General features: G+C 68.3%; 24 protein-coding genes and 5 tRNA genes. 19 read left to right on the top strand and 10 right to left on the bottom strand.

Translation table 11 applies throughout. The features are described from left to right. The 4 genes from AC16DP_RS47530 to AC16DP_RS47545 all read left to right on the top strand — a co-directional run. On the top strand, window positions 1-238 hold a 238-nt coding region (locus AC16DP_RS47530; RefSeq protein WP_483957098.1), incomplete at its 5' end, for an ISAzo13-like element transposase-related protein. 526 nt (window positions 239-764) lie between these two features. Beyond that, window positions 765-2,120, top strand: coding sequence for a hypothetical protein (locus AC16DP_RS47535; protein ID WP_329734188.1), 1,356 nt, complete (start codon window positions 765-767; stop codon window positions 2,118-2,120). A gap of 17 nt (window positions 2,121-2,137) precedes the next feature. Next, window positions 2,138-2,794, top strand: coding sequence for a hypothetical protein (locus tag AC16DP_RS47540; protein WP_329734189.1), 657 nt, complete (start codon window positions 2,138-2,140; stop codon window positions 2,792-2,794). A gap of 852 nt (window positions 2,795-3,646) precedes the next feature. Continuing rightward, window positions 3,647-4,651, top strand: coding sequence for an SBBP repeat-containing protein (locus AC16DP_RS47545; RefSeq protein WP_329734190.1), 1,005 nt, complete (start codon window positions 3,647-3,649; stop codon window positions 4,649-4,651). Window positions 4,652-5,152: 501 nt separating this feature from the next. Here AC16DP_RS47545 and AC16DP_RS47550 read toward each other — a convergent pair. The 3 genes from AC16DP_RS47550 to AC16DP_RS47560 form a co-directional block, all read right to left on the bottom strand. Then, the gene (locus tag AC16DP_RS47550) at window positions 5,153-5,758 is read right to left on the bottom strand and encodes a Uma2 family endonuclease (protein WP_329734191.1); all 606 of its coding nucleotides are present in this window, start codon (window positions 5,756-5,758) and stop codon (window positions 5,153-5,155) included. 82 nt (window positions 5,759-5,840) lie between these two features. Beyond that, window positions 5,841-7,469: a M20/M25/M40 family metallo-hydrolase gene (locus AC16DP_RS47555; RefSeq protein WP_329734192.1), complete on the bottom strand. Its 1,629-nt coding sequence runs from the start codon at window positions 7,467-7,469 to the stop codon at window positions 5,841-5,843. 15 nt (window positions 7,470-7,484) lie between these two features. Further along, a tRNA-Cys gene (locus tag AC16DP_RS47560) sits at window positions 7,485-7,556 on the bottom strand. 130 nt (window positions 7,557-7,686) lie between these two features. Between AC16DP_RS47560 and AC16DP_RS47565 the strand changes: the two genes are divergently transcribed. From AC16DP_RS47565 to fdxA, 4 genes are all read left to right on the top strand, one after another. Beyond that, window positions 7,687-8,841 carry an acyl-CoA dehydrogenase family protein gene (locus tag AC16DP_RS47565; RefSeq protein WP_329734193.1) on the top strand — a complete coding sequence of 385 codons (1,155 nt, stop codon included), beginning with the start codon at window positions 7,687-7,689 and terminating at the stop codon, window positions 8,839-8,841. A gap of 109 nt (window positions 8,842-8,950) precedes the next feature. Continuing rightward, window positions 8,951-9,292 carry a rhodanese-like domain-containing protein gene (locus AC16DP_RS47570; protein ID WP_329734194.1) on the top strand — a complete coding sequence of 114 codons (342 nt, stop codon included), beginning with the start codon at window positions 8,951-8,953 and terminating at the stop codon, window positions 9,290-9,292. A 106-nt stretch (window positions 9,293-9,398) separates the two neighbouring features. Beyond that, window positions 9,399-10,487, top strand: a complete 1,089-nt coding sequence (asd, locus tag AC16DP_RS47575) for an aspartate-semialdehyde dehydrogenase (protein WP_329734195.1) — start codon at window positions 9,399-9,401, stop codon at window positions 10,485-10,487. A gap of 98 nt (window positions 10,488-10,585) precedes the next feature. Further along, window positions 10,586-10,921: a ferredoxin FdxA gene (fdxA, locus tag AC16DP_RS47580; RefSeq protein ID WP_329734196.1), complete on the top strand. Its 336-nt coding sequence runs from the start codon at window positions 10,586-10,588 to the stop codon at window positions 10,919-10,921. A gap of 72 nt (window positions 10,922-10,993) precedes the next feature. On the opposite strand, the gene AC16DP_RS47585 is transcribed toward fdxA, so the two are convergent. The 3 genes from AC16DP_RS47585 to AC16DP_RS47595 form a co-directional block, all read right to left on the bottom strand. Next, on the bottom strand, window positions 10,994-11,758 hold the full coding sequence (locus AC16DP_RS47585; RefSeq protein WP_329734197.1) for a hypothetical protein: 765 nt from the start codon (window positions 11,756-11,758) through the stop codon (window positions 10,994-10,996). A 151-nt stretch (window positions 11,759-11,909) separates the two neighbouring features. Further along, window positions 11,910-12,980, bottom strand: a complete 1,071-nt coding sequence (locus AC16DP_RS47590; protein ID WP_329734198.1) for a hypothetical protein — start codon at window positions 12,978-12,980, stop codon at window positions 11,910-11,912. A 13-nt stretch (window positions 12,981-12,993) separates the two neighbouring features. Continuing rightward, complete coding sequence (locus tag AC16DP_RS47595; RefSeq protein ID WP_329734199.1) at window positions 12,994-14,157, bottom strand: MFS transporter; 1,164 nt, start codon at window positions 14,155-14,157, stop codon at window positions 12,994-12,996. An 81-nt stretch (window positions 14,158-14,238) separates the two neighbouring features. On the opposite strand from AC16DP_RS47595, the gene AC16DP_RS47600 reads away from it, so the two are divergent. Continuing rightward, on the top strand, window positions 14,239-14,715 hold the full coding sequence (locus AC16DP_RS47600; RefSeq protein WP_329734200.1) for a GNAT family N-acetyltransferase: 477 nt from the start codon (window positions 14,239-14,241) through the stop codon (window positions 14,713-14,715). Between the two features lie 160 nt (window positions 14,716-14,875). On the opposite strand, the gene hrpB is transcribed toward AC16DP_RS47600, so the two are convergent. From hrpB to AC16DP_RS47620, 4 genes are all read right to left on the bottom strand, one after another. Continuing rightward, window positions 14,876-17,440 carry an ATP-dependent helicase HrpB gene (gene hrpB / locus AC16DP_RS47605; RefSeq protein WP_329734201.1) on the bottom strand — a complete coding sequence of 855 codons (2,565 nt, stop codon included), beginning with the start codon at window positions 17,438-17,440 and terminating at the stop codon, window positions 14,876-14,878. Window positions 17,441-17,478: 38 nt separating this feature from the next. Then, window positions 17,479-18,522, bottom strand: coding sequence for a hypothetical protein (locus AC16DP_RS47610; protein ID WP_329734202.1), 1,044 nt, complete (start codon window positions 18,520-18,522; stop codon window positions 17,479-17,481). Between the two features lie 72 nt (window positions 18,523-18,594). Continuing rightward, window positions 18,595-19,299, bottom strand: coding sequence for an HAD family hydrolase (locus tag AC16DP_RS47615; protein WP_329734209.1), 705 nt, complete (start codon window positions 19,297-19,299; stop codon window positions 18,595-18,597). A gap of 222 nt (window positions 19,300-19,521) precedes the next feature. After that, window positions 19,522-20,169, bottom strand: coding sequence for a HEAT repeat domain-containing protein (locus AC16DP_RS47620; protein WP_329734203.1), 648 nt, complete (start codon window positions 20,167-20,169; stop codon window positions 19,522-19,524). A 56-nt stretch (window positions 20,170-20,225) separates the two neighbouring features. Here AC16DP_RS47620 and AC16DP_RS47625 point away from each other — a divergent pair, with 56 nt between their 5' ends. From AC16DP_RS47625 to AC16DP_RS47670, 10 genes are all read left to right on the top strand, one after another. Next, on the top strand, window positions 20,226-20,681 hold the full coding sequence (locus AC16DP_RS47625; RefSeq protein ID WP_329734204.1) for a hypothetical protein: 456 nt from the start codon (window positions 20,226-20,228) through the stop codon (window positions 20,679-20,681). 126 nt (window positions 20,682-20,807) lie between these two features. Then, on the top strand, window positions 20,808-22,133 hold the full coding sequence (gene cglB / locus AC16DP_RS47630; RefSeq protein WP_329734205.1) for an adventurous gliding motility lipoprotein CglB: 1,326 nt from the start codon (window positions 20,808-20,810) through the stop codon (window positions 22,131-22,133). A gap of 65 nt (window positions 22,134-22,198) precedes the next feature. Then, a complete protein-coding gene (locus tag AC16DP_RS47635; RefSeq protein ID WP_329734206.1) occupies window positions 22,199-23,161 on the top strand; it encodes a RimK family alpha-L-glutamate ligase in 963 nt (320 codons plus the stop codon). A gap of 71 nt (window positions 23,162-23,232) precedes the next feature. Beyond that, complete coding sequence (locus AC16DP_RS47640; protein WP_329734207.1) at window positions 23,233-23,685, top strand: hypothetical protein; 453 nt, start codon at window positions 23,233-23,235, stop codon at window positions 23,683-23,685. 6 nt (window positions 23,686-23,691) lie between these two features. Then, window positions 23,692-24,549, top strand: coding sequence for a 23S rRNA (guanosine(2251)-2'-O)-methyltransferase RlmB (gene rlmB / locus AC16DP_RS47645; protein ID WP_329734208.1), 858 nt, complete (start codon window positions 23,692-23,694; stop codon window positions 24,547-24,549). A 129-nt stretch (window positions 24,550-24,678) separates the two neighbouring features. Continuing rightward, window positions 24,679-24,751: transfer RNA gene (locus AC16DP_RS47650), tRNA-Thr, on the top strand. A gap of 82 nt (window positions 24,752-24,833) precedes the next feature. After that, window positions 24,834-24,917: transfer RNA gene (locus AC16DP_RS47655), tRNA-Tyr, on the top strand. A gap of 8 nt (window positions 24,918-24,925) precedes the next feature. Then, window positions 24,926-25,001 (top strand) — tRNA-Gly (locus tag AC16DP_RS47660). Window positions 25,002-25,022: 21 nt separating this feature from the next. Next, a tRNA-Thr gene (locus AC16DP_RS47665) sits at window positions 25,023-25,098 on the top strand. A 17-nt stretch (window positions 25,099-25,115) separates the two neighbouring features. Next, a partial coding sequence (locus AC16DP_RS47670; protein ID WP_483957052.1) for a GTP-binding protein occupies window positions 25,116-25,263 on the top strand: 148 nt, incomplete at its 3' end.

Genomic DNA, 25,263 nt, shown 5'->3' on the forward strand with positions numbered 1-25,263 from the left:
GGAGAGCCGTGAAGTCATCGTCAACCTCATTGGCAGCACAACGACGGAGAAGGGACTGCACATCCAGGCGGCACTCGATGCGGCAGACTACCCCATAGGCATCAAGGTAACGGAGGCCCAAATGGAGGTAACGGAGGCCCAAATGGAGTCGCTCCGTCTTGAGCGCGACTCGTTTCATGGCGACTGGAATTACACCATCCATCCGTGCTCAAATGCCAAGAGCTTGCACGGGAAATAAGTATCAATTGGAAAGTTTATTTCCAGACGGCGCCTTAAGCCTGCCTCCACATCTCAAGTACGCCAACACATCCAGGGCGAACGTCCTTTTCAGCAGCCCGGCCCAGTCCAAACGGGGTGTGCGCTCCTTCCAAAGGTTCCTCCACCGTCGCGGCAAAGGGGGGTCTCCTCCTCCAGCCCCGGCTCCGCCCCTGCTTGAGGGAGCGGCAGACTGGGTGCCCAAGACTGGCCACCTGGGCAAGCTGCCTCAGGCCCTCGTCACCGCATCTGCCCTCGGCCCTGGAAGAGCCAGCCAAAGCAGCCCTCGCCTCGTCTTCCGTCAAGCATTGTTAAGCGCAGGAAGTAGGAGCCTCTGACAAAGTGAGTGATAAGACAGTCCGTTCGAAAGACCATCGCCCAAGCCAGGCTTTTGTTAGACGCTCCAATCGATTTCCGCGCCAGCCGGGTTCTTCAACCTCTGTCCCACCACAGCTTGCGCAGGGTTGACGGGTGACCTGGATTGATTGACTCGAATCGGGGACTAAAGCATGGATAAACGGACATTGCTTCGCCTCAGCTTGTTGACTCTGGCCCTCTTGTCGGTGGGAGCGGCCGACGCGCAATCTCAATGCACGGAGCAGTCATTCGTCATCACCTTCAGTGAGTTTGCTCAAGGAACGGCCATCAGCTCCCAGTATTCGGCCAAAGGGGTGCGGTTCAGCAGCGGCTCGGGGTATCCGTTCATTTCGGGGGACGGGGCGAACCCGACGGCTCCGGTCCTGTCAGGGACACCTCAGTTCCAGGGGCCAATCACCGCTACTTTCATCTCTCCCGCTGATCCGGCGACTGCGGTGGCCACGACCCAGCTAGCCTTCGAAGCGGGTTACTTCGATGAAATCGGGTCGACTCAGGTCACCTTCCTGGACATCAACAACGCATCGTTGGGAACGGTCAGCAATCCAGGAAGAGGAATTAATACCTTTACCGCACCGAAGGGGACGCACTCGTTCACGATAGGAGCGACGTCCGACGCCGCCGGCTTTGCCATCGACAATCTCAGGTACACGATCGGCCCGTCATCCGAGTTGACGATCCAGTCGCCTGGCAAGGGGAGCACCTTCGGGTTGACGGAAAACACCCATACCCGTTCACCGGACATCTCGTTCACAGCGGGCGGTAGCGGCGCGACCGGCCCGGTGTCGTGGACTATTTCCATGGAGTACGACACGGATCGAACGCGCGGTCTGCCCGGTCTGGTCAGTTCGATCAATACGAACGGCACTGCCACGAAGAAGCTGTATTACCAGTCCCGCGGAGGACGGGCGAGGATTACCGCTTCGACGAAAGATGACACAGCCTGTCCGCTTGAATACTTCTATGTCGTTGGCGGCTCGATTCCCGAGAGAGAGATTACCGACAGGCTCGTCCAGCTTTACCGGCAGGGCGAAACGCCGCGTCTGCTGACAGGCATCGCGGACAAGGAGAGCACGTACCGGCAATTCTCAGTCCGCACCAAGTACGACAAGCAAGCCCTTTGGCCTGTTGAGAGTTACGATGGCGGCAGTCACATCGGCTTGATGCAGATGCCATCTACGGTGCAGCGTGCCTGGGACTGGCAAATCAACACCCAGGACGCCGCGGATCTCTTCCGCGAGAAGCTTCGAATCGCCGCGGCGCTCGAGCGCAGGATCATCCAGGCGCATCGGGGCCTCAGGAGGCTCACCAGTGTTGAACGCGAGAACATGGCGCTGACACTGTATGGTCCTGCTGCGGCCGCCGGACTGAACAATCAGTATTACCGCGCCATCCAACTCCCGAACGGAACCTATGACTGGACCATCAACACGGCTAACAACCCAGCGGGCGTCCAGTATGCCAACGACGTTCGTTCCCGGATTCGATAGGGGGCTCTATGAAACGTATGACCTTGATTGCCGCTATGATGATGGCCTTCTCCACTGCCCATGCCGCCGGGATTACCTCGGAGAGTTGGAACACAGGTCGGCAAAAATCCTTGAACGCTACGCCTGATTTGCGAATCCAGGTTCAACGACTCCTGGAGGGCCTGCTGCCTGATGCGGATCTGGTCACGCCGATGGTGGGTGATGCCTATTTTGCCGACATCAACGGAGATTCCAACCTGGAACTGCTGGCTACGGTCGACTACAGCGGCCGTGGCTTCTACAACAATGTCGTCGTGGTGCAACAGCAGCAGGGGCAGTACGCTTGGACTGAAGCCAGGAACAACGGTCGGTCCATCGAGTCGCTGCGGACGCATCTCGTCGATGCGGACGGCGACGGCAAGCAGGAACTCGTGCTCGAGCGGTTCATGGACCGGTATGAGGGTGCCCGGCGTGTGCCCACCGAGATCGTCATCTACCGGTGGAACGAGCGGGGGTTCAAGGATGATAGCGACGCCTTCCCCGAGTACTACCGGACGCAGGTCGTTCCAGCCCTGGAAAAGAAGCTGATCGAAGCGTCTTCGAAGCCCTCGACATCCCGCGCGGTCGACGACTCCGAGGTTTTCGCGCTCGAAGCCGAGCTCTCAAGAGCCAAGCGCCGGGGGCGCATCAAGTAACTCAACTCCCCCGGTTGACGGGGGAGTCCCCCCGGCTGCTCTGTGGGTCCTTGGCCATATAGAGGAAGAGGAGTCCAGGGGTTCTCATGCCCCGCAGACTAACTCCCCGCATCCATCAGGCACATCGCGCAGAGAAAGCCAGCCCCTCCGTGCACCCCAGGTACCTGTGGCGTATAGGCGGGATAGAGGCCATGTTGAGGGTGAGGGCTGGAGCGCAGGTGCCGAGGAGGACCGCTGACAGGGGCCGTCCGAGCAGTGAGCCAAGCGGGTGGACAGGCCGCGCAGCCCCTTGAGGTACACGACTGCCCAGGCCGCGCTCCCATGGGGTGCGCGGCTGGGGGCTGGCTCTCTTGGCCCGGGCGGCTTGAGCCTCAACACCACGCGGCCTGGGGGGGCCCTCGCGCCGGGGCCAGCCTCGCACCTGCCGTGGGCAGGCCCAGGTGCTCCAGAATCGCGCGCACCCCTCCCGCTTCCTTCACGTACTCCAGCACTCGCCGCCTGCCTCCACACCTCACGCAGGCCAACACCTCCAGCGCGAAGGTCCTTCGTAGCAGCCCTGCCCAGTGTTGACGCGCAAGCTGGTTGATGGACGCGTGAGCGAACTGGTTGATGGGCATCACGCCGGTGGTGGTGTGCCACCGTGGGTGATGGGGAGGGGGGCGGTGTCAGGCGACAGGAAGATTGACGCCCTCGGCGGCAGTAGCTCTGACCCGACTCCGCCAGCGGTGAGGCCTCCGGCCTCAAGCGTAGTCCTCGGGCCCAAAGGCCCGCTGACCACGATGCTCCGATCCTGGTGATCACGATGGGCCGACGCGCGCAGTCTACTTCCCTGGCCAGGGCAAGGACATCGCCGTGGATGGCTCGGGGAATGCCTATGTCGCGTCGTGGGGTTCCGCGGGGGAGACCGTCACGAAGATCAACGCGGCGGGAACCTCGATCCTCTACTCCGTCTCTCTGGGTTGGAGTGACGTCAGCGGTATCCAGGTCGACTCCGCTGGCCATGCCTACGTAGTCGGAAGCGTCAATGCCGGCCAACCAGACGTGGCCGTCGGCAAGCTGAATCCCTCTGGCACCGCATTCGTCTATGCCGTGACGTTGGGTGGATCCGGCTCCGACGAGGGCACGGACATCGCCCTCGACACGGCGGGCAACGCCTACATCACGGGAGCCACGAGCTCGTGGGACTTCCCGGTGGTCAACGCATTCCAGCCCACGCAGCGCGGTGGCGGGGATGCCTTCATCGCGAAGTTGAACGCAACGGGCACGGCCCTCTCCTTCTCGACCTATCTGGGAGGCCAGGGAGGAGACCAGGCCAACGCGATCGCCGTGGACAGCTCGGGCAACGCCTACGTCACGGGGACCACGCTGCCGCCCAATGACACGGCGATCGGGAGTTTCCCGACCACTCCGGGTTCGGCCCAGCCAACGGTCGGTGGCTGGCTGGATGCGTTCGTGGCGAAGTTCGACTCAACGGGCAGCCGCGTCTACGCTTCCTACATTGGCGGAAGCGCCATGGAAATGGGCTATTCCATCGCGGTGAGTGGTTCGGGCATCGCCTACGTCGCGGGACTCACCGAGTCGACCAACTTCCCCACGACCAGCTCGGCCTACCAGACCGTCCTCGCCCCCGGCGACTACGGGAGTGCCTTCGTGGTCCAGCTGAGCCCAACGGGTAACGCGTACACCTATTCGACGTTGCTGGGTGGGAACTCCTCGGATCATGTCTCGTCCATCGCGGTGAACGCGTCCGGCACCGTCTTCGTCACGGGCACGACCTGGTCGACCAACTTCCCGACGAACGTCTACGCGGACGCCGGGTCATCGGATGCATTCGTGACGAGGTTCAACGGCCCTTGAAAAGAGTCGGGGCTGTGGCGGCGGAAGCCTCAACACCCTGCGTCCTGGGGTGGCGCTCGCGCCGGGGTCAGGCTCGCACCTGCCGTGGGTGGCGTCGAGGCCCTGAGGGAGCCCGGTCCGCTGAAGGTGCGGATCGAGCTCGCCGAGTAGGAAGCGCGCGTGAGCCAGCTTCTGGCGACAACTCCGTTGAGGCTCACCGGTGCCATTGTCAGGCAGCGCGCGGCTCACGCGTCAGGAACACCATGCGCGTCTGAATGCGCGGTGATTGATTCGTCTGTTCGCCAGGGATGTCCGGCCGTACGGGTCCGACACGCCAACCATAACGGTCCTAAGGTAGCAATTCTCGGGCGACCGAGTGCGCGAAGCAGCGTGGCCTCTCTCGTAGAGTCCCGCCGCGTGCCCACTGCCGTCCGCAGTCGACGGTAAGAGCGGCCGTACCCAAGATGCCCCGTACACTCGGGCGCCCTGGCGAGCAGACGAATCCCTTCCGGACGAGCACTCCTACTCGGCCCAGATGAGCGCCAGATCGAGCTCGAAGGACTCGAAGGGCTCGGCGCGCACCCGCTCGTCTCCGGCGACGGAATCGACGAGCAGCCAGTGGCTCCCCTCGAGCCGGAAGATCTCGAGCGTCTGGGCCACCGGGTCCACGTGCCACACGTTCCGCACGCCCTCCCGGGCGTAGATGCGCATCTTCTGGATCTTGTCGATGCGCCGCGTGCTCTTGGAGAGCACTTCGCACACCCAGTCCGGAGCGAGGTCGTAGTGCGCCGGGGCATCGTCTCCTCCGATGGCTCCGGGCAGGCGTTCGCGCCTCCATCCGGCGATGTCCGGCACGAGCTTGTCTGGCCGGGGGCCGAGGTGCAATTCAGGCTCGAAGAGGATGACCCACCCGCCTGGGCCTCCTGTTCCGAACAAGAAAGGCATCGCCAGGAGAGTGCTCAGGCGTGTCCACGTGTTGGTATGCGGCCGGGCCGGGCGAGGGCTGACGTGCAGCTCGCCGTTCAGGATTTCCGCCACCATCTCCGGGGGCACTGCCTGGAAGGCCGCCTCGACGGACGGGGAGTTCCGCTCGGTGGACGGTGGATCGGGAGGACGACTGGGGGCCATGCGTGAAGATTTCATCATGCCCCCCGCCCCGTGCAATCCCGGAGCCGTCGAGGTGCCATCGCCCCGACGGCCACGGAACACGTCAGCGCTTCGCTGGGCCCGCGGAGGTGCTGCCCTTCTGTCCGCGTTTCCCGGACGTCCAGTCCTCCAGCATGTTGAAGCTCTTCATCTGCTGGCCCAGGTCCGTGGTGCGGACCAGCTCCTCCACCTGCACGCGTGACTGTCGCGGCAGCTTCGCGTCCATCTGCGCGAAGCCGTACGCCAGTGCTCCCACGATGGCCGTGTTGAGCCGCAGCTGCTGTGGATCGCACTTGTCCAGCTCGTCCGAGCGCGCGTGGTAGTTCGGGCCGTAGAGCGCCGGCTCCTGGTTGGCCACCAGGTTGGGCACGCCGTGCAGCATGAAGTCGAAGTTGTCCGTGCCCACGATCGGTGCGTCCACCTGCGTGAACGGGCCCAGACCCTTCACCGGCTCGAGCGCCTGGTCCACCAGGGGCGGCAGCTCGGGGCGTCCGCCCGTGAAGAAGCCGTTGATGCGTCCGCAGCCGATGTCGAACGAGGACGCCATCACGTGCTTGTCCAGCTCGGCCTCGTGCGCCTTCACGTAGCCCTCCGAGCCGTACATGCCCTGCTCCTCGCCGTTCCACAGCGCGAAGCGGATGGTGCGCGCGGGCTTGAGCCCCAGGCGCTTCATCTGCCGCGCCACGTCGATGAGCGCCACCACGTTGGCCCCGTTGTCCAGCGCCCCCGTGCCCAGGTCCCACGAGTCCAGGTGCGCGCCGAGCACCACCACCTCGTCCGGGCGCGTGCTGCCGCGGATCTCCCCGATGACGTTGTAGCTCTCGTAGGCCGGCCCGGTCTGGAGCTCCAGCTCGGCCGTGAGCGTCAGCGCCTTGCCCGTGCGCAGCAGGCGCTGGGCGCGCAGCGCTCCGTCCCGCTCCATGACCATCATGGGCCGCGTGTTGCGCATGCCCACCGACACGTTGTGCCGGTAGAGCAGGTTGTTGGGCCTCGAGCCCATGTACACCACGCCCGCGACACCCGCCGCGAACGCCTGCTGTTCAATCTCCGCGGCCTCGGCGTACTCGCGGAACAGGTCGTCCACGTTCTTCAGCTCCGTGGTGTCCACGAGCAGGAACGCGCCCTTCGCCTTCTCCCCGAGCGCCTTGAGCTCCTTCTCCGTGCCCCGGCCCGCGTCGAGCAGCGGCGCCGTCAGTCCGCCTTTGGGCGTGGCGGTGGAGAAGGGCATGGCCGCGATGCGGGGCGAGAACTCCAGCCCCTTGCCGCGCACGGTGGCGGACGCCGAGCGCTCCAGCCACAGGCCCGGCATCTGGAAGGACTCCTTGCGCGCGTCGACGCCCGCCTCACGGAAGCGCGCGAGCGCCCACTCCACGGAGCGCAGGTTCGACGGCGAGCCCGTGGCCCTCCCGCCCACCTCGTCCACCAGGGACTGCAGATCGCTCATCAGCGGCGTGTCCCCGAGGAACGAGGCGACCAGCCGCGCCGCCTCTGCCCGCGAGGCATCCGGCGCCTTCGCCGGGGGCTTGGACGGCTCGGCCGCCAGGGCCGGTGAGCCGAGAAGGGACAGGGACAGGAGGGAGGACAGCAGCCGGCGGGAGGAGACGGTGCTCAGGCGGGGGCTCCAGGAAGAGGGGGGCCGCCATCCTGCCAGACTCCAGAAATACGAAGGCCCGATGTGAACCGGAGTCCACATCGGGCCCTTGCTGTGAGGCGCCACCCGGATTCGAACCGGGGAATGAAGGTTTTGCAGACCTTTGCCTTACCACTTGGCTATGGCGCCGCGAGAAGCGTGTACGCCTTATATGAACCCGAAACAGCCGGGTCAAGACAGGAGAGAGGGGGGCATGCACATCCGTGTCCGGTAGCATCCCGGGCGAGCGGTCCCGCCAGCCACCGGAGGAACGTCCATCATGCTGCAGGGTTACGGGCTGTACCAGGAGGAGCACGAGGCCTTCCGCCGCACGGTGCGGGCGGTGGTGGAGAAGGAGCTGAAGCCCTTCGCCTCCCAGTGGGAGGAGCGGGAGGAGTTCCCCCGGGAGCTCTTCACCCGTTTCGGCGAGCTGGGCTTCCTCGGTCTCAAGTACCCGGAGGCCTATGGGGGCTCCAACGCCGGGGAGCTCTACGAGGCGGTGCTGCTCGAGGAGATGGGGCGCTGCGGCTCGGGCGGGGTCGCCGCCGGCCTCGGGGCCCAGCACACCATCGCCACCGGCCCCCTCCACAAGTTCGGCACCGAGGACCAGAAGCAGCGCTTCCTCGCCCCGGCCATCCGGGGGGAGAAGATCGGCGCGCTCGGCATCACCGAGCCCCATGGCGGCTCGGACGTGGCCGGCCTGCTCACCACCGCCCGCCGCGACGGGGACCACTACGTCGTCAACGGCTCGAAGACCTACATCACCAATGGCGTCCGGGCGGACTTCGTGGTGCTGGCGGTGAAGACGAACCCGGACGCCGGGCACAAGGGCCTGGCCCTGCTGGTGGTGGAGAAGGGCACGCCCGGTTTCTCCGTGGGGCGCAAGCTCAAGAAGCTCGGGTGGCGCGCCTCGGACACCGGCGAGCTCTTCTTCGAGGACTGCCGGGTGCCCGCGGCCAACCTGCTCGGGGGCGTGGAGGGGCAGGGCTTCTATCAGATCATGGGCAACTTCCAGTGGGAGCGCCTGTCGCTCGCCCTGGGGGCGCTCGGGGCCATGGAGGAGATGCTGGAAGTGGTGATGGCCCACGTGAGGGACCGGCGGGCCTTCGGTCACGCGCTCCACGAGTTCCAGGTGGTGCGGCACCGGATCGCCGAGCTGGCCACCGACTTCGAGGCCGCGCGCCAGCTCACCTACCACGCGCTGCGTCTGCACGTGGGGGGCGAGTACGCCATCGCCCAGACGTCCATGGCCAAGAAGGTGGCCACCGAGACCGCCTGCCGGGTGGCGGATGCGTGCCTCCAGCTCCACGGCGGCGCTGGCTACATGATGGAGTACGACATCCAGCGCCACTGGCGGGACGCGCGCCTGGGCCCCATCGGTGGGGGCACCAGTGAGATCATGAACGAGATCATCGCCAGGCAGCTCGGTCTCTAGCCGGCCGCGGGGAGGGGGCGGGCGGGCATGCCGCCGGGAAGGGAATCGGGGGGCTCCTCGTTCTGCGGGACAGACACCGCAGCAGGAGGTCCGGGTGGTGGATCCCCGTATGCCTTGTACCGAGCTCTATGTCCGGCTCGGAGACGAGGAAGTGCTCGTGCTCGACTGCCGTGATCCCGAGGATTGGGATCGCTACGGCCTGCATATCCCCGGCGCCCTGTGGATGCCCTTCGAGGAGATTCTACAGGACGCGGCGATCCTCCCCGACGACGAGCTGATCGTGGTGTGTGGGTGTTCGCCGGACGGTTCGGACGCGCGCCGCGCCTGCCGCCTGCTCAACCACCGGGGGCTCACCGCGGTGTGTCTGGACGGGGGCCTCCAGGGGTGGATCACCCACGGGCTGCCCACCGAGAGCCATCTGTCGGGGGCCTCGGCCAGCGGGTTGTGCTGAGCCCGGGCGGGTACAGCTCTCGCCGCGGTGCGTAGCGGTCCGGCGCCAAAGGGTGTAAAGGACCCGGCATCCCTCGACCCCCACGAGAAAGGGAGTCTCCGACACCATGGCCAAGCTTCGCGCTGTCCTCATTGGCGCCACTGGACTCGCCGGCCAGCAGTTCATCGCCGCGCTGAAGGATCACCCCGGCATCGAGCTCACCGGACTGGCGGCCTCGCCGCGCTCGGCGGGCAAGGCGTACGCCGACGCGCTCAAAGCCTCCAACGGGATGACCGCGTGGTTCGTCCCCGAGGCGCTGCCCGAGTCGATCGCGAAGATGAAGGTGGTGAGCGGCGAGGAGGTCCAGGCGAAGGACTACGACATCGCCTTCTCGGCGGTGGAGTCGGACGTGGCCAAGGAGATGGAGCCCCGGCTGGCGCGGGACATCCCCGTGTTCTCCGCGGCCAGCGCCTTCCGCTACGAGGCGGACGTGCCGCTGCTCATCCCCCCGGTGAACGCCGACCATGCCCGGCTGGTGCGCGAGCAGCAGAAGCGCCGCGGCTGGAAGGGTTACATCGTCCCCATCCCCAACTGCACCACCACCGGCATGGCCATCACCCTGGCCCCGCTGGCCGAGCGCTTCGGCATCAAGTCGGTGCTGATGACGTCCATGCAGGCCATGTCCGGCGCGGGCCGCTCGCCCGGCGTCATCGGCCTGGACATCCTGGACAACGTCATCCCCTTCATCCCCAAGGAGGAGGAGAAGGTCCAGGTGGAGACCAAGAAGATCCTCGGCACGCTGGACGCCGCGGGGGCCGCCCTCACCTCGCACGAGGTGCGGGTGTCGTGCACCTGCACCCGCGTGGCGGTGATGGAGGGTCACACCGAGTCCGTGTTCGTCTCCCTGGCGAGCAAGGCCTCGGTGGCGGAGGTGGTGCAGGCGATGCGCGAGTGGCGGGGCGCCGAGGTGTCCCGGAATCTCCCGTCCGCGCCGCCGCGGTGGATCGAGGTGCTGGAGGATCCGTTCCGCCCGCAGCCGAGGCTGGACCGGGACACGCACGGCGGCATGGCCACCACGGTGGGCCGGGTGCGCGAGGACGGCGTGCTGGAGAACGGCTTCAAGTACCTGCTCGTGTCCCACAACACGAAGATGGGAGCGGCCAGGGGAGCGATCCTGGTAGCCGAACTGATGCGTGCCCAGGGGATCCTGGGGTGAGTAGGCTTCAGGGGTACTGCATTTAGGGAGTGCCCCCCCCGTCCCAACCCATGTACTGTGCGCGCGCGCACGGACTCAGTCCAAGAGGAGATATTTCAATGGCTTACGTGGTCACCGAGCCTTGCATCAAGTGCAAGTACACCGACTGTGTCGAGGTCTGCCCGGTCAACTGCTTCTACGAGGGCGCCAACTTCCTGGTCATCCACCCGGACGAGTGCATCGATTGCGGTGCGTGTGAGCCGGTGTGCCCGACCAAGGCGATCTTCCCCGAGTCGGATCTGCCCGCCGAGTACAAGGAGTACAAGGAGCTGAACGCGAAGTTCGCCACCCAGTGGCCGAACATCGCGGAGAAGAAGGCGCCCCTGCCCGAGGCCGAGGAGTTCAAGGACAAGAAGGGCAAGCGCAGCCAGCTCCTGGAGAAGCCCGGCAAGTAGTCCCGCCGCGCCCAGGTGTCCGAGGCCCTCCGCCCACAGGCGGCAGGGCCTTTTTCGTGCCCGGAGGCCGGCTCAGGACGCCAGCAGGGCACGGAGCTTCAGCCCGCGAGCCGTCAGCTCCTCGCGGATGCGCGCCAGGTCCTTCTGGGGCAGGCGTCCGCGGCGCCCCTGGATGCGCAGGGACACCTCGCGCTCGCCCGTGCGCTCCACCTCCACGGTGGCGTCCAGGGAGCCCCCCAGGCGCATCGCCAGCGCGGGCCGCTGCGACTTCACGAACACCTCGATCTGCTCGATGAGCTCCAGGGCCGCCTGCACGCGGACCTCGGGGTTCGAGGGCTCCACGGGTGCCGCTCCCCCGGTGCCTCCGGGCCGGGCACCGTCCGTGGCGGAGAGGGCCTCCACGGGAGGGAGCGAGGCCTGGGGCTCGGCGCCCGGCGAGGTGGGTGGGGAGCGGGGAGGCACCGGCTCGGCGCGTGGCTCCCGGGCGAGCTCCCTCGCGATGAGGTCGGTCACGCGCTGCTGTACCCGCTCCTGGTGGGTCTGGTGGGCGTCTCCGCGCACGTCCCGGAGCCGGTGGGCCTCGGCGCTCAGGCCCTGGCGGACCTGGCCCAGGTGCTCGGCACTGGCGAAGGCGCCTCGTTGGGGGGTCCGCGCCAGCGCGGTGGCGGCCAGGGCTCCGGTGGTTCCCCGTGGCGCGGTGACGAGGCTCCGGGTGGCCTGTCCCTGGAGGGGGGTCTTCGCCGTCTCCGGCGGGGCCTTCTTCAGCGCTTCCTGGAAACGTCCCTTGTCCGAGGCCGGCCGTGCCGGTGCTGTCTCCGAGTGTCCGTCGACCTTCATGGGTCCCTCGCGGTGCTGGGTGGAACCCGAGGGGGAGCACGGCCCGTGCCAGGGGGTGCTCGACGGAGGGACGCGGGGGTGGACTCCCGGGCCGTGGACGGGGAGCCCACCGGCGGGACGCCCACCTCCGTGGGAGCCGGCTCTGGGGGTGCTACCGGCTCGGCTGGCCGAAGGCGCCCGACTGCACGGGGGACGCGCCCATCAGCTCGTTGACGGCCAGGGGGCAGCGGGCCACGGCGTTGGGATCGGCCAGCAGGTTGCCCTGGGACCAGTTGCGGTCCTGGAAGATGAGCCCGTCGCGCAGCTCCAGCTCGTCCACCGCCTTCTTGAAGCCCCAGAAGCGCCCGCGCACCATCAACTGGGTGCCCTTGGGGATGCGGCTCAGGTCCAGGTACTGCTGGGGCGCGAGCTTCGCGGTGATGTTGACGGTGGGGCGCTTCTTCGGCGTGCCGAAGGGGTTGATCTCGTTGTCCTCCGCGGGGGTCGGGTACCAGACCAGCTTCGCCACGGCCACGGGGACCTCGGGCTCCTCCTCGACGACGGGCTGGCCCTTGCGCTTCTTCGCGGGCTTCTTCTTCTTGGGCTTCTCGATGTCCAGGTCGATCAGCTCGAGGCCGCCGAAGGCCACCTGCCGGTCGAGGTAGCTCTCGCGGAACATCTTCTCGGCGGAGCGGGCGGCGGTGGCGTTGGCGCGGCGGACCTCGATCTCATAGCGATCGCGCAGGGCGGGCAGGGTGAGGAAGAAGCTGTCGATGGGCTGGAGGCCCTCGGAGAGGAAGCGCAGCTTGCCCACGTCGATGGTGAGCACCACGGGCCCGAGGGCGGCGGCGGTCTGGAACCAGTTGGGGGGCAGCTTCCGGTCGATCAGCACGCGGCGCACCATGGCCACCAGGTACGCGTTGGCCTGGAAGCGCGGGGTGCTCAGCTGGGTGTTGAGCGCCTGGACGAGCAGGGGATCCAGGAAGAAGTTCTCGTCGCGCTTGTGCAGCAGGGGCGCGGTCTCTCCGAGGAGCGTGAGCAGCCCGCCGAGGAGCTGGGCACAGTGGGGATCGTTCGTTCCCTGGTTGAGGGCCTGGTAGACGCCGGTCCTGAGGAAGCGGCGGTCGAAGTCCTCCTCCTTGAGGTTGGGCACGTCGTTGCCGGAGCCGAAGAAGACCTCCGGTTGGGCGGCGGCGGGGAGGGACGAGAGGCAGAGGACGAGTGCGAGGAGCGCGGATCGCATCGGGCGCAGGCTATCACGCCGGGAGGCGGGGCTCCCGGGACGGAATGCGGAGGATGAGCGCGGCGGCGAGCAGCTCGAGGACGGCGGCGACGGCGAAGAGGCGGTGCCCCCCGAGCCAGTCGTAGCCGGCCCCGGCGGAGGAGTAGCCGACGAGCCCCCCCAGCCCGAAGGTGATGGCGGCGAAGAGGCCCTGGCCGGAGGCGCGCAGGTGAGGGGGGACGCGGCGGACGACGAAGGCGATGCTGGCCACGTAGAAGGCGCCGAAGGACAGGCCGTGGAGGAGGGAGAGGGCGGCGATGACGCCCCGGGAGGTGGTGAGGGAGAGCCCGGCCCAGCGCAGGGCACTGGAGGTGAAGGCGAGCACCAGGAGATCTCGGGGGGAGATGCGATCGGCCACGCGGGGGTAGAGGAGCATCACGAGCACCTCGGCGGAGACCCCGAGCCCCATGGCGGTGCCCACCACGGAGGGAGGCAGGCCGAGCGAGCCGACGAAGATGGAGAAGGTGCCGTGGTAGGGGGCGCAGGCGATCCAATGGAGGGCGCAGGCGGCGAGCAGCCAGCGCAGCTCCCTGTCGGCGAGGAGCTGGAGCCCGGCGAGGGGGTGGACGGGGACGTGGGCGGAGGGGCCGCTGGAGTCACGGAGGGTGAAGCTCCAGAGGGTGAGGGTGGCCAGGAGGGAGAAGGCGGCGAGCACGGTGGCGCGGCCCACGGAGTCCACGGCGAGGCCGAAGGCGGTGGAGGAGAGCACGAAGCCGAGCGAGCCGAAGAGGCGCAGGTGGGAGTAGGAGCCGCCGGTCCGGGCGATGTGTTGGAGGGCGAGGCTGTCGATGAGGGGGGTGATGGAGGAGGCGAAGAAGGCGTAGGCGGCGAGGGAGGCGACGAGGGTGGGGAAGCGGTCGACGAAGAGGAGGGGGATGAAGCCCAGGCAGGCGCCGGCGCAGACGACGGAGAGGACGAGGTTGGGGCGGCCGGAGCGATCGGCGAGGTGGCCCCAGAAGTGGGGAGCGGCGAGGGCGAGGAGGGGGCTGAGGGAGAGGAGGAGGCCGACCTGGGAGACGGAGAGGGTAAGGGATTTCAGGTAGGCGGGGAGGAAGGGCAGGACGATGCCGGTGATGGAGAAGTAGAGGGCGTAGAAGCCGATGAGGGGGAGGCGTCCGGAGGCCTGGGAGGGGAGCATCGAGTCGGGGGGGCGCTTAGCACGTTGGGGTGCCTTTTCGTCTGTTTGCCCCGCCGGGATTTGTGTACGGTGGCTGGCGCCATGTCGAACCCGGAGACCCCCCAGCCGCCCGTCACGATTGCGCAGATCAAGAATGAGGCTGAGTTGTTTCAGGCGCTCGCGATCCGCGAGGTGGTGTTCATCGAGGAGCAGCACGTCCCGGAGGGCATCGAGCGGGATGCCGAGGACGCGAAGGCGTACCACGTGCTGGCGTTCCAGGGTGGGCACGCGATCGGGACGGGGCGTCTGGTGATGTTGCCCGAGCCGCCGTCCGGAGAGACGGGGACGTGGGGGCAGATCGGGCGCATGGCGGTGCTGAAGTCGCACCGGAAGGCGCGAGTGGGAGCGATGCTGCTGACGACGCTGGAGGACGAGGCGCGCCGGCGGGGAGTGACGGGCATCCTGTTGCACTCGCAGCTGTACGCGCTGGAGTTCTACAAGAAGCAGGGGTACGAGCCGCTGGGAGAGGTGTTCAAGGAAGCGGGCATCGACCACCTGGAGATGCGCAAGAAGCTGTAGCCGAGCGCCCGAGCGCACAGAGCGCCCCAGAAACAAACACCCCGTCAATATCCCCTCGCCCTCCGGGAGAGGGACGGGGTGAGGGTATCTCGGATCCCAGGTTGAGCCCGAGTCACGCCCCCTCTCCCTCTGGGAGAGGGTTGGGGTGAGGGTCAGCGCATCAAATCCGCCGTCCCCGTTCGGCCGGAGTCTGCGCATGACGCGGATCCTCGGGCCAGCTGTGCTTCGGATACTTCCGGCACAGCTCCTTGCGGAGGGACGGGTAATGCCGTTCCCAGAACCCGGCGAGGTCGGTGGTGACCTGCACGGCGCGCATGTTGGGAGCGAGCAGGTGGAGCACGAGCGGAACCCTCCCGGCACACACACTAGGCCCCTGGGCCATGCCGAAGAAGTCCTGAAGCCGCGACTCGACCCAAGGAGGCTTGCCGGGCTCGTAATGGACCTTGGCGGTGCGCCCGCCGGGGAGGGAGACCTTCTCGGGGGCGTGGTTGGACAGGAGCCGGGCCTGTTCCGAGGTCAGCCGTGAATACAGGGCATCGAGCAACGAAACCCCCTCGAGGTCGGCGAAGCTGCGAGCCCCGGCGCACAGGGACGCCAGCGAGTCACGCATGAAGGCCTCGTCGACGGTGGGGAAACCGGCCTCGGGGAAGGCCTGGGCGAGCAGGGCGACGCGGGTGCGCCACTGAAGCAGGGCCTCGGGGTCGGCGAAGCGGCCGGGGCCGGCGGCGAGGGCCTGTTCCACGAGGACGCGGGCGGCCGCCTCGGAGGGAGGAGCGGGGGTCCGGGTCTCCTCGAGGACGAGATTCCCGTAGGACAGACGGGTGATGCGCTCGACGCGCTTGGAGGAGGGGTTCCACTGGAGGGCGTCGACCTCTTCCAGGGCATCGGGGTACAGGTCGAGGAGCCACTCGGGCTCGACGGCGCTGGCGATGCGGATGATGACGCCGCGGCCGGGACGCTCCTCGGCGTCGACGGCGATCATGAGTTCGGGCTCCTGGACGACGCTGACGTCGGAGAGCTGGGCGGTGCCGCCGCCGAAGAGGAGGAGCTCGGGGGAGCGGGGCTTGCGGCGGCGGGCGACGCGGTCGGGGTAGCCGGCGAGCGCGCTGAGCATCAGGGCCTGTTCCACGTCCTCGGGGCGGGAGGGGCGCTGCCCCTGATCGCGGACGGCGCGCCGGAGCTGACGCTGGACGCGGTCCACGGCCTGCACGGCGCCGTGCTCGAGGGAGAGCGACTGGACGCGGCCGGAGGAGAAGTTGAAGCGCTCGGCCTCGCGGAAGCGCTCGAGCAGCTCCAGCAGATCCGAGGGCCCGGCGACGACATTGGCGGCGCGGCCGGGGCCGGAGAGGTTGGTACGGGCCTCGCGGCGGATGTCGCGCTCACCGACGAGGGCGGCGAGGAGGGCCGCGTCGGCACCAACACCGCGCTTCTCGCCCTCGACGATGATGCGGGCCTGGCGGGGGTGGAGGGGGAAACGGAGGAGCCGCTGGCCGATGGGCGTAACGGACCCATCGGGGGCCACGGCGCCGAGGCGGCGCAGGAGGCTCTCGGCGGCCTCGAGGGAGGCGGCGGGAGGGGGCTCGAAGAAGGGGAAGGAGACGAGGTCGGTGATGCCGGCGGCGCGCAGGGAGAGGACGGTCTCTGCCAGGTCCATGCGGCGGATTTCGGGGGCGTCCTGATCGGGGCGGCCGTCGAAGTCGTGCTGGGTGTAGAGGCGGAGACAGTGACCGGAGCGGGTACGGCCGGCGCGGCCGGCGCGCTGGGTAGCGGAGGCGCGGCTCACCTTGGAGAGCTTGAGGATGGGCAGGCCGGACCAGGGCGAGTGGGAGGCGACGCGGGCGAGGCCGGAGTCGATGACGGCGGCGACCCCGTCGATGGTGACGGAGGTTTCCGCGACGTTGGTGGAGAGGATGATCTTCCGGCGCGAGCTGCGGCGCACGGCGCGGTCCTGCTCGGCGGGGGGCAGGTCGCCGTGGAGGGGGAGCAGGTCGATGCCGTGACGGCCGGCGAACTCGGAGCAGGTGTCCATGGCGCGGCGGATCTCACCGGCGCCGGGGAGGAACACGAGCACATCGCCGTCGAGCCCGTTGGCGTGGAGCCGCTTGATGCCGGAGAGGACCTGGGCATCGAGGTAGCGGTCATCGGCGGTGGGGAGGTACTCGAGGCTGACGTCGAAGCGGCGGCCCTCGGAGCGGAGGGTGGGGCAGTTGCCGAGGTAGGCGCTGATGGGGGCGGCCTCGAGGGTGGCGGACATGACCACGAGCTTGAGGTCGGGGCGGGGGCCCTGCTGGAGGCGGCGCAGGAGGGCGAGCGAGATATCGGCGGAGAGGTGGCGCTCGTGGAACTCATCGAGCACGACGACGCCGACGTCGCGGAGGGTGGGATCGGAGAGGAGGCGGCGGCCGAGGACGCCCTCGGTGACGAAGGAGAGCCGGGTTTTCGGGCCGCGGACGTCCTCGAAGCGGACCTGGTAGCCGACGGTCTCGCCGACGCGCTCGCCGATCTCCTCGGAGACGCGTTGGGCGGCGAGGCGGGTGGGGAGGCGGCGGGGCTGGAGGACGACGATCTCCTTGCCCTGGCCGAGGCCGGCCTCGAGGAGGGAGCGGGGGACGCGGGTCGTCTTGCCGGCGCCGGGAGGGGCCTCGAGCACGAGCGAGTTCGCGCCGCGCAGGGTGGCGACGATCTCGGGCAGGAGGGGATCGATGGGAAGGGCGACGTCGGCCATGGCCGATTCCTCCTAACGGTGGCCCGGGGCCACGGCTTTCAGGCCGACTCCGAGGTGGACTTGGGGTCGTTCTTCTTGCGGCCGCGCTTGGAGGGGGCCTTGGCGGGCTCGGCGGCCGGGGGAGCGGGAGTGGGTTCGGGAGCGGGAGGGGCCTCGGGAGCGGCAACGGCCTCGGGAGCGGGAGGCGCCTCGGGCGGAGCGTCGGGAGCTACCGGGGACTCGGGCTCGGCGGGAGCGGCACCGGAGAGGGCGGCGAGCTCGGCCAACTCGGCGGCACTGGGCTCGGCGGAGTCGGTCTCGAGGGGAACGGCCTCGGTGGCCTCGCCCTCGGAGACATTGGCCTCGGCGGCACCCATGTCGGCGGGGTCGATGAACGGCAGCCCGCGGGCGGCGCGCTTGCGCGGCTTGGCGGCGAGGCCGGAGTTCTCGAAGGCATCGGGGATGGGGGCGAGGGAGGCCTCGGCGAGGCAGCGGGCCTGGCGGAGGGCGACGTCGAGCTTCTTGCCGAGGGCGATGAGCTCGGCGCGAAGGGGAGCGGCCTGCTCGTGGGGGAGCTGGACGGGGGCGAAGCAGGCCTGCCAGGTGGCGTAGGCGGTGGCGACCTGGTCGAGCACGGGGCGGACGAAGGAGAAGTCGTCGCGGGCGAGGATGCGGGAGACGTAGGAGGACTTGAGGCGGCGCTCGTAGCTGGCGGCGAACTCCTGGCTGACCTCGCGGGAGGCGCGGCGGAGCTGGGGGAACTTGAGGTGGGGGAAGAGGGCCTCGATGACGGGGGAGCGGCTGCTGGCGCAGAAGGTGATGCCGGCGTGGAGCTTCTCGAGCGAGTCGACCCAGAGGTTCTGGAGGTTGAAGGCGAACTCCTCGCGGACCTCCTCGAGCTCGGGGAGGTCGCGGACCTTTTCGAGGAGGGCGGGGGCGGGGGCGCGCTCGGCGCGGACGATCTGGATGGCGGTGGAGAGCCACTCCTTCTCGCGTTCCAGACCCGGGCGGCCCGCGAGCAGCTCATCGGCGGCGGCGAGGCGCGAGTCGATGGCCTCGGCGAAACGGACGAGATCGTAGGCTTCGAGGGTGGACAGCGACATGGGGAGGGGCTCCTCGGGACCGGGCGGGGCGGGGGGAGATACCACACCGCGAGGGAGGGAGGGGGGCTGGGCTCAGCGGCCGTCGAGCAGGGCGGCGAGCGCTTCGCGGGCCGAGAAGTCGGGGAAGGCGTAGTCGGCGCCGCAGGAGAGGAGGGCCTCGGGGGAGAAGTTCCCGGTGCCGACGCCGATGCAGGTGGCGCCGATGCCCTTGGCGGCGGCGACGTCCTTGGGGGTATCGCCGATGACGACGACGCGGCATTCCTGGAGGGGGGCGCCGAGGAGGTTGGCACCGGACTGGGCGCCATGGCGGATGAGCTCGACGCGGTCCTCGTGATCGCAGCCGAAGCCGCCGAAGGAGAAGCGGTCGTGGATGCGGACGCGCTCGAGCTTGATGCGAGCGCCCTGGCGGACGTTGCCGGTGCCGAGGCCGACGGCGAAGCCGGAGCGGGAGAGGGCGGCGTCGACGGCCTCGCGCATGCCGGGGTAGACGCGGTAGTCGCGCTCGTCGACGAGGGGGACCTCCTGGGCGAGGTGATGGAGGTAGGAGTCGATGACGGCGGAGATGGCGTCGGGGGAGGGGTGGGCGCCGATGAAGTCGAGCCCCTTGCGGACGATGGCGCGGTCGGTCATGCCGGACATGCTGAAGGAGTCACAGGCATCGAGGCGGCCGTGGAGGGCCTGGAAGGCGAGCGCCATGGAGCGGCGGCCGGCACCGCCGGTGGTGACGAGGGTGCCATCGATATCGAAGAGGAGCACGGTGGGGCGCATGGCCCCCATGTAACGGAAGGCCGGGCCCGATGCGAGCGTCTCCCTGCCAGCCCACCAGGAGAGCCCCATTCCAAACCGTGCCCCGCCTCTCCCTCGCCGCCCTCCTCTCCCTCGCCCCCCGGGAGAGGGGTCGGGGGTGAGGGTGCCGAGGACCCCGGGTTGAGGCCCGTGTAAGCCCCCTCTCCCTCTGGGAGAGGGCTGGGGTGAGGGTCTGCGCCAGCCTCGAAGCCACTACGGCTCGACGTAACTCAACCCCTGCTGGATGGCTTCGCGAACGGCGAGACTCTCCTCGACGGGAAGCCGTTCCTCCAGAGCCTTGCGCACCTCGGCCCCACCCACACGCCCAAGAGTCCGCGCGGCGGTCGCGCGCACCTGCTCGTTGGGGTCGGCGAGGAGGGGAGTCAGAACGGGAACGGCCTCGAGCCCGGCTCGGCGGCCGAGCGCGAGCGTCGCTGCGGCGCGGACGGAGGAAGGCTGAGCGGTGCTGCGCAGCAACTCCTGGAGGCGCAGAGCGGCCTCGGGGTGGGCGACGACGGCCATGGCGGCGATGGCGCGGGAGCGCTGGGGCTCGGGGGCCTTGGGGTTGCTGGCGAGCCCGAGGAGCTCGGAGAGGACGTCGGGACCGAGCCGGGCCCAGTCGGCCTCACGAGGGAGCGCCTCGGAACTGTCGAGCAGACGGAGGATCTCCTCATGCAGCGTGCCGTGGGGCTGGGGAGCGCTGGGAGCGGAGGGAGGCATCAGGGCGGCGGAGGCCGCGCCGAGGTGCGAGGAGCCCGTCAGGAGCAGTGTGGCGAGCGCACAGGTGGACGCGAGAGACGCGGACCACGGACGGCGGTGCGAGGTGGTGCGAGCCGGGATGGGCTGTGGGGAGAAGGGCATGGGGGAGCTCCCTCGTATGGACATCAACGGAGCCCGTTTATAGGCCGGAGGCGCGGGTGGATTCGACGCACCCCGAGTGCCTTTTGCTGAAAGTGGATTCTTGTATTGTCGCGCGCCTGATGGCCGGCCGAGTGTTCTTCTTCCTGCAGCACGCCACGTATGAGCCTGCGTTCCAGGCCGCCTCGATGGGAATCACCGCGGCGGCGATGGGGGACGAGGTGTACTTCGTCTTCGCCTTCGACGCCTTGAGGGCGTTGGTGAGGGGCAGCTTCGGGCTGCCGCACACGGAGAAGGAGTTGTCGGAGAGTGCGAGGGCGGAGGGGCTGGGGGTTCCGGTGCCGGCGAGGATGCTCGAGGAGGCGCGGGCGTTGGGGGCGAAGCTGGTGGCGTGCGACACCACGGTAAGAATCTGTGGATACGCGCCGGAAGAGCTGAAAGGGACGCTGGATGAGGTGATGGGACTGGCGTCGTTGTGGAGACTGACGGCAGGTGCACGCACCCTTGCTCTCTAGGGAGGCGCTGGATTGCTGCTGGCCGAGGGCGCGCGGGAGAGGGTATTGTCGGCACGCTTTCGGGGCCGGACCCTGGTGAGCGCGGGGGGATCCCGCGCGTGATTCCGAGGAGCGACTTTCAATCTTATGCGCGCCAAGCTGACTCTCCTGAGGGCCCTCGTGTTGGGCACGGTCGGTGGTGTTCTCGCCACCGGTTGCCAGACGTATGACTTCGAGCCGGTGGAGCCACTGGCCATCTCGCAGACGACGGAGACGCGTGACATCCGGGCACGGAATGCCAAGCCGAACCTGATGATGCTGGTGGACACGTCGGGTTCGATGACGCTGCCGGTGAACGAGAATCTTCGGGACTCGTCGGGGGTGTACGTGTGCCGGAAGGGTGGCACGTCCAGCGGAGAGATCTGCGGCGTGAGCGAGGCCTTCCCGTGCGACACGGGCGGCGCGTTGCCGGGCAGGTGCCCCACGCGGTGGACGTCGCTGCAGAAGGCGATGGATACCTTCCTCACCACCAGCGGCTCCATTGCACGCATCGGCCTGGCTACCTACCCGGACCTGTCGGCGGACAAGGTCTACAAGTGCGGGGGGACTGCCGGAGTCACCGTCGCGCTGCCGACCACGGAGTCGGATGACGATGCCACGCTCAAGGACAAGGCCGCGGAAGTGAACGGCAAGCTGCTGGCCATCAAGAACTCCTCGTCCACCGCGGGGGTGCAGAAGCCGGAGGGTGGTACGCCCACCAATGACAGCCTCCAGTACATGCTCACGCTGCCGGAGCTGAAGACGGATGCGCGCTCCAACTTCGTGCTGCTGCTGACGGACGGCCTTCCCAACTGCAACTCGAAGTTCCCGACCCCCTATCCGAACGCGAGCTGCAGCTGCACGCTGGGCACCCTGAGCGGGACGTCCCTGTGCTCGTACGATCCGTACGACAAGCTGGGCTGCCTGGACAAGGATGGCTCGGTGTCGGCGGTGAAGGCGCTGAAGGACGCGAACATCAAGACCATCGTCATCGGCTTTGGCGCGGAGCTGGCCAGCGGAACGGGCCCGGACGTGCTCAACGCCATGGCCCAGGAGGGTGGCTTCTCGCGTACCTGCACGGTGAATTCGGACTGCGGCACGGGTGACACGTGCGACATGTCCCGGGGCCTGTGCAATCGCCGTTTCTACCAGGCGGGCAACGCGGACGAGCTGGCGGCGGCGCTGCGGAAGATCAGCGAGACCATCCAGCTGGATGACCCCTGCCTGTTGACCTTCGCCGCTGGCCAGGAGCCCTCCTCGCAGGAGCTGGTGGTGGTGTACGTCAACGGCGATCGCCTCTCTCCGGGCGCGGACACCTGGACCCTCAATGGGGACAAGAGCATCTCCTTCACGGGCTCCACGTGTGAGCGCATCAAGGCCTCCACGTCGGCCAACCCGGTGAAGATCGAGGTTCGTGCCGTTCAGAAGCGGTAGCCTTCGGGGCGGCTTTACGTGGTGAGGTGCCGGGGCTATGTCTCCGGCGCCCGCCCTGGCCGCCCATGAAGATCACCATCCTCTCGCGCTCCGCCTCCATTTCATCCACCAAGCGTCTGGTCGAGGCCGGGCGCGCCAGAGGGCACCAGGTGCGCGTGCTCAACCCGGTCCGGGTGGAGATGCACCTGGATGGGCGGCGCGCCAACCTCTACTACCGGCGGCGCAAGCTCTCCCCGTGCGACGTGGTCATCCCGCGCATCGCGCAGTCCATCAGCAACTACGGTCTGGCGGTGGTGAACCAGTTCGCCATGTGCGGGGTTCCGCTGGTGAACACGGCGCGGGCCATCGCCGAGTCGCGCAACAAGATGCGCTCGTTGCAGCTGTTGTCGGCGCACGGCATCGACATTCCGGCGACGGTGATGGCGCGTGACGCCGCGGACCTCAAGGCGATGGTGGGCCTGGTGGGCGGCGTGCCGGTGCTGGTGAAGCTGCTGCAGGGCCAGGAGAAGCACGGGGTGATGGTGTGCGAGAGCCTCCAGTCCCTGGAGGCGGCGCTCGAGGCCATCCTCGGGTTGGGGCACAACCTGGTCGTCCAGCAGTACGTGCAGAACAAGGGGCAGGACGTGCGGGTGGTGGTGGTGGGAGGCCGGGCGGTGGCGGCGGTGCGGCGCCGTCCGAGGGTGGGCCGGCTGTCCTACACGCTCAACCGGGGAGCCCGGCTGGAGCGCATCGAGCTGACGGAGTCCCAGCGGAAGGCGGCGGAGCGGACGGCGACGCTGGTGGGGTTGGAGGTGGCGGCGGTGGACCTGCTGGACGTGCAGGAGGGGCACCCCAAGGTGTTCGAGGTGAACAGCTCGCCGGCGATCCCGGAGATGGAGGCGGCCACGGGGTTGGACCTGGCCGGCATCATCATCGAGCGCGCCGAGCAACTGGCGGCCGGGAGTCCGAGGGTGGGGTTGCCGGAGCCGGAGCCGGGTGCGCCGTCCCGGCGCAAGCGGACGCCCAAGGCCTCCGTGGGCGAGGCGTGAACAGAAAGAGGTCCCCGGACGTCGGAGGGTCGGTGATAGGGTGCCCCCGCTTTTCCGTGAGGAGACGAACCATGCTGCACTTGCGACGCATCACCTCCCTGGCCGCCGCGCTGGTGGCCATTGCCAGCACCCAGGTCCACGCCGAGGGGCAGGTGGATCCGGCCACCCTCTATGAGGTGAGCACGGAGGGCACCTCCACCAAGGTGAAGGCGGGGGAGCAGGGCGTGTTCGTGCTGTCCATCAAGAGCAAGGCGGGGGCCCACGTCTCCGACGAGGCGCCGCTGAAGCTGGAGCTGAAGGGCGGCGCGCAGCTGTCGCCCGCGCAGGAGAAGCTGGCGCTGAAGGACTCGGTGGCGAAGAAGGCCCAGGGGCAGCAGTTCGTGGATCCCCGCTTCGAGGTGCCGTTCAAGGCCACGGCGGCCGGCAAGGGCACGCTGGAGGCGAAGCTGACGTTCTTCATCTGCTCGGAGCAGCTGTGCGCCCGTCAGCAGAAGACGTTCTCCCTGCCCGTCGAGGTCCTCTAGTCCGTGGTGCGCCAGCGATCGTCCAGGGGCAGTGAGCGCGGGGAGCGTGGGGAGCAGCGCGGGGAGAGGGGAGGGGGTCGCGAACGCGGCGCGGAGCGGAGCGAGCAGCGCTACGTCTACGGGGTGAACCCGGTGCTCGAGTCGTTGCGAGCACACGCGGAGCGGGTGGAGCGCCTCTTCGTGACGGAGGGGCAGCTCGCCGCGAAGGCGGCGGCGGAGATCTTCAGCCGCGCGAGGGACGCGGGCATCCGGGTGGAGCGGGTGCCCCGGGAGCGTCTGGCGGCGATGGCCGATGGCGGTGTGCACCAGGGCGTGGTGGCCGAGCTCCGGGGCTTCGAATACGCGGAGCTGGAGGATTTGCTGGAGGCGGCCGAGAAGAGCGGACGTCCCGCGTTGCTGGTGGTGTTGGACGGCATCCAGGATCCGCACAACTTCGGGGCGATCATCCGTTCGGCGCACGCGATGGGGGCGCACGGGGTGGTCATCGCCAAGGACCGGGCGGTGCCGGTGACGGGCGTGGTGGCCAAGGCCTCGGCGGGAGCGGTGGAGCATTGTCCCATCGCGCGGGTGGTCAACCTGTCCCGGGCCCTGGAGGAGCTGAAGGAGGCCGGGGTGTGGATCGCCGCGGCGGACCCCCACTCGAACCAGCCTCTGTGGAGCGCCCGGCTGGACGGGCCATTGGCCCTGGTGGTGGGGGCCGAGGGAGCAGGCGTGCGCCAGGGAGTGCTGGAGCACTGTGACTTCCGGCTCGGGATTCCGATGCTCGGTCAGGTCGGTTCCCTGAATGCGTCCGTTTCGGCGGCGATTCTGCTATATGAGGCCGCCCGGCAACGGGGGACGTCGCGTCCCGGTGCCGGAAGTTGAACCCTTCGGATCAAACCGCTTGACTTGGGGGGCGGGGACTTCTAAAAGGGCGCGCCTCGACGGGACGGGCGGTTGGCGGTTCCCGGTCGGTGGGACGGGCGAGTTGGGGAAGCAGCCGGAGTGATGGATGCCGGTGTAGCTCAGCTGGTAGAGCACCTGATTTGTAATCAGTAGGTCGCGGGTTCAAATCCCGCCGCCGGCCAGCACGGGGCCGCGGATGAGGGCCCGGGGCAAAAAAGCAGTAGGAAGAACAGTGGTTTCGCGGTAGTTGAGGACAGCGTTGCGGAGGGATACCCAAGCGGCCAAAGGGAGCAGACTGTAAATCTGCCGGCTCTACGCCTTCGTTGGTTCGAATCCAACTCCCTCCATCGCAATCGCGGGAATAGCTCAGTTGGTAGAGCGTCAGCCTTCCAAGCTGAATGTCGTGGGTTCGAGTCCCATTTCCCGCTCCAGTGTTGTAGTCGCAGATACAAGCCCCGATAGCTCAGTTGGCAGAGCGCATCCTTGGTAAGGATGAGGTCACCAGTTCAATCCTGGTTCGGGGCTCCATTTTTTCGAGGAGCGTTATGTCCAAGGAAAAGTTCGACAGAAGCTTGCCGCACGTCAACATCGGCACCATCGGCCACGTTGACCACGGCAAGACGTCCCTGACGGCGGCCATCACCAAGGTGCTGGCGAAGACGGGCGGCGCGACGTTCCTCGCGTACGACCAGA

Source organism: Archangium sp. (genome assembly GCF_057119385.1).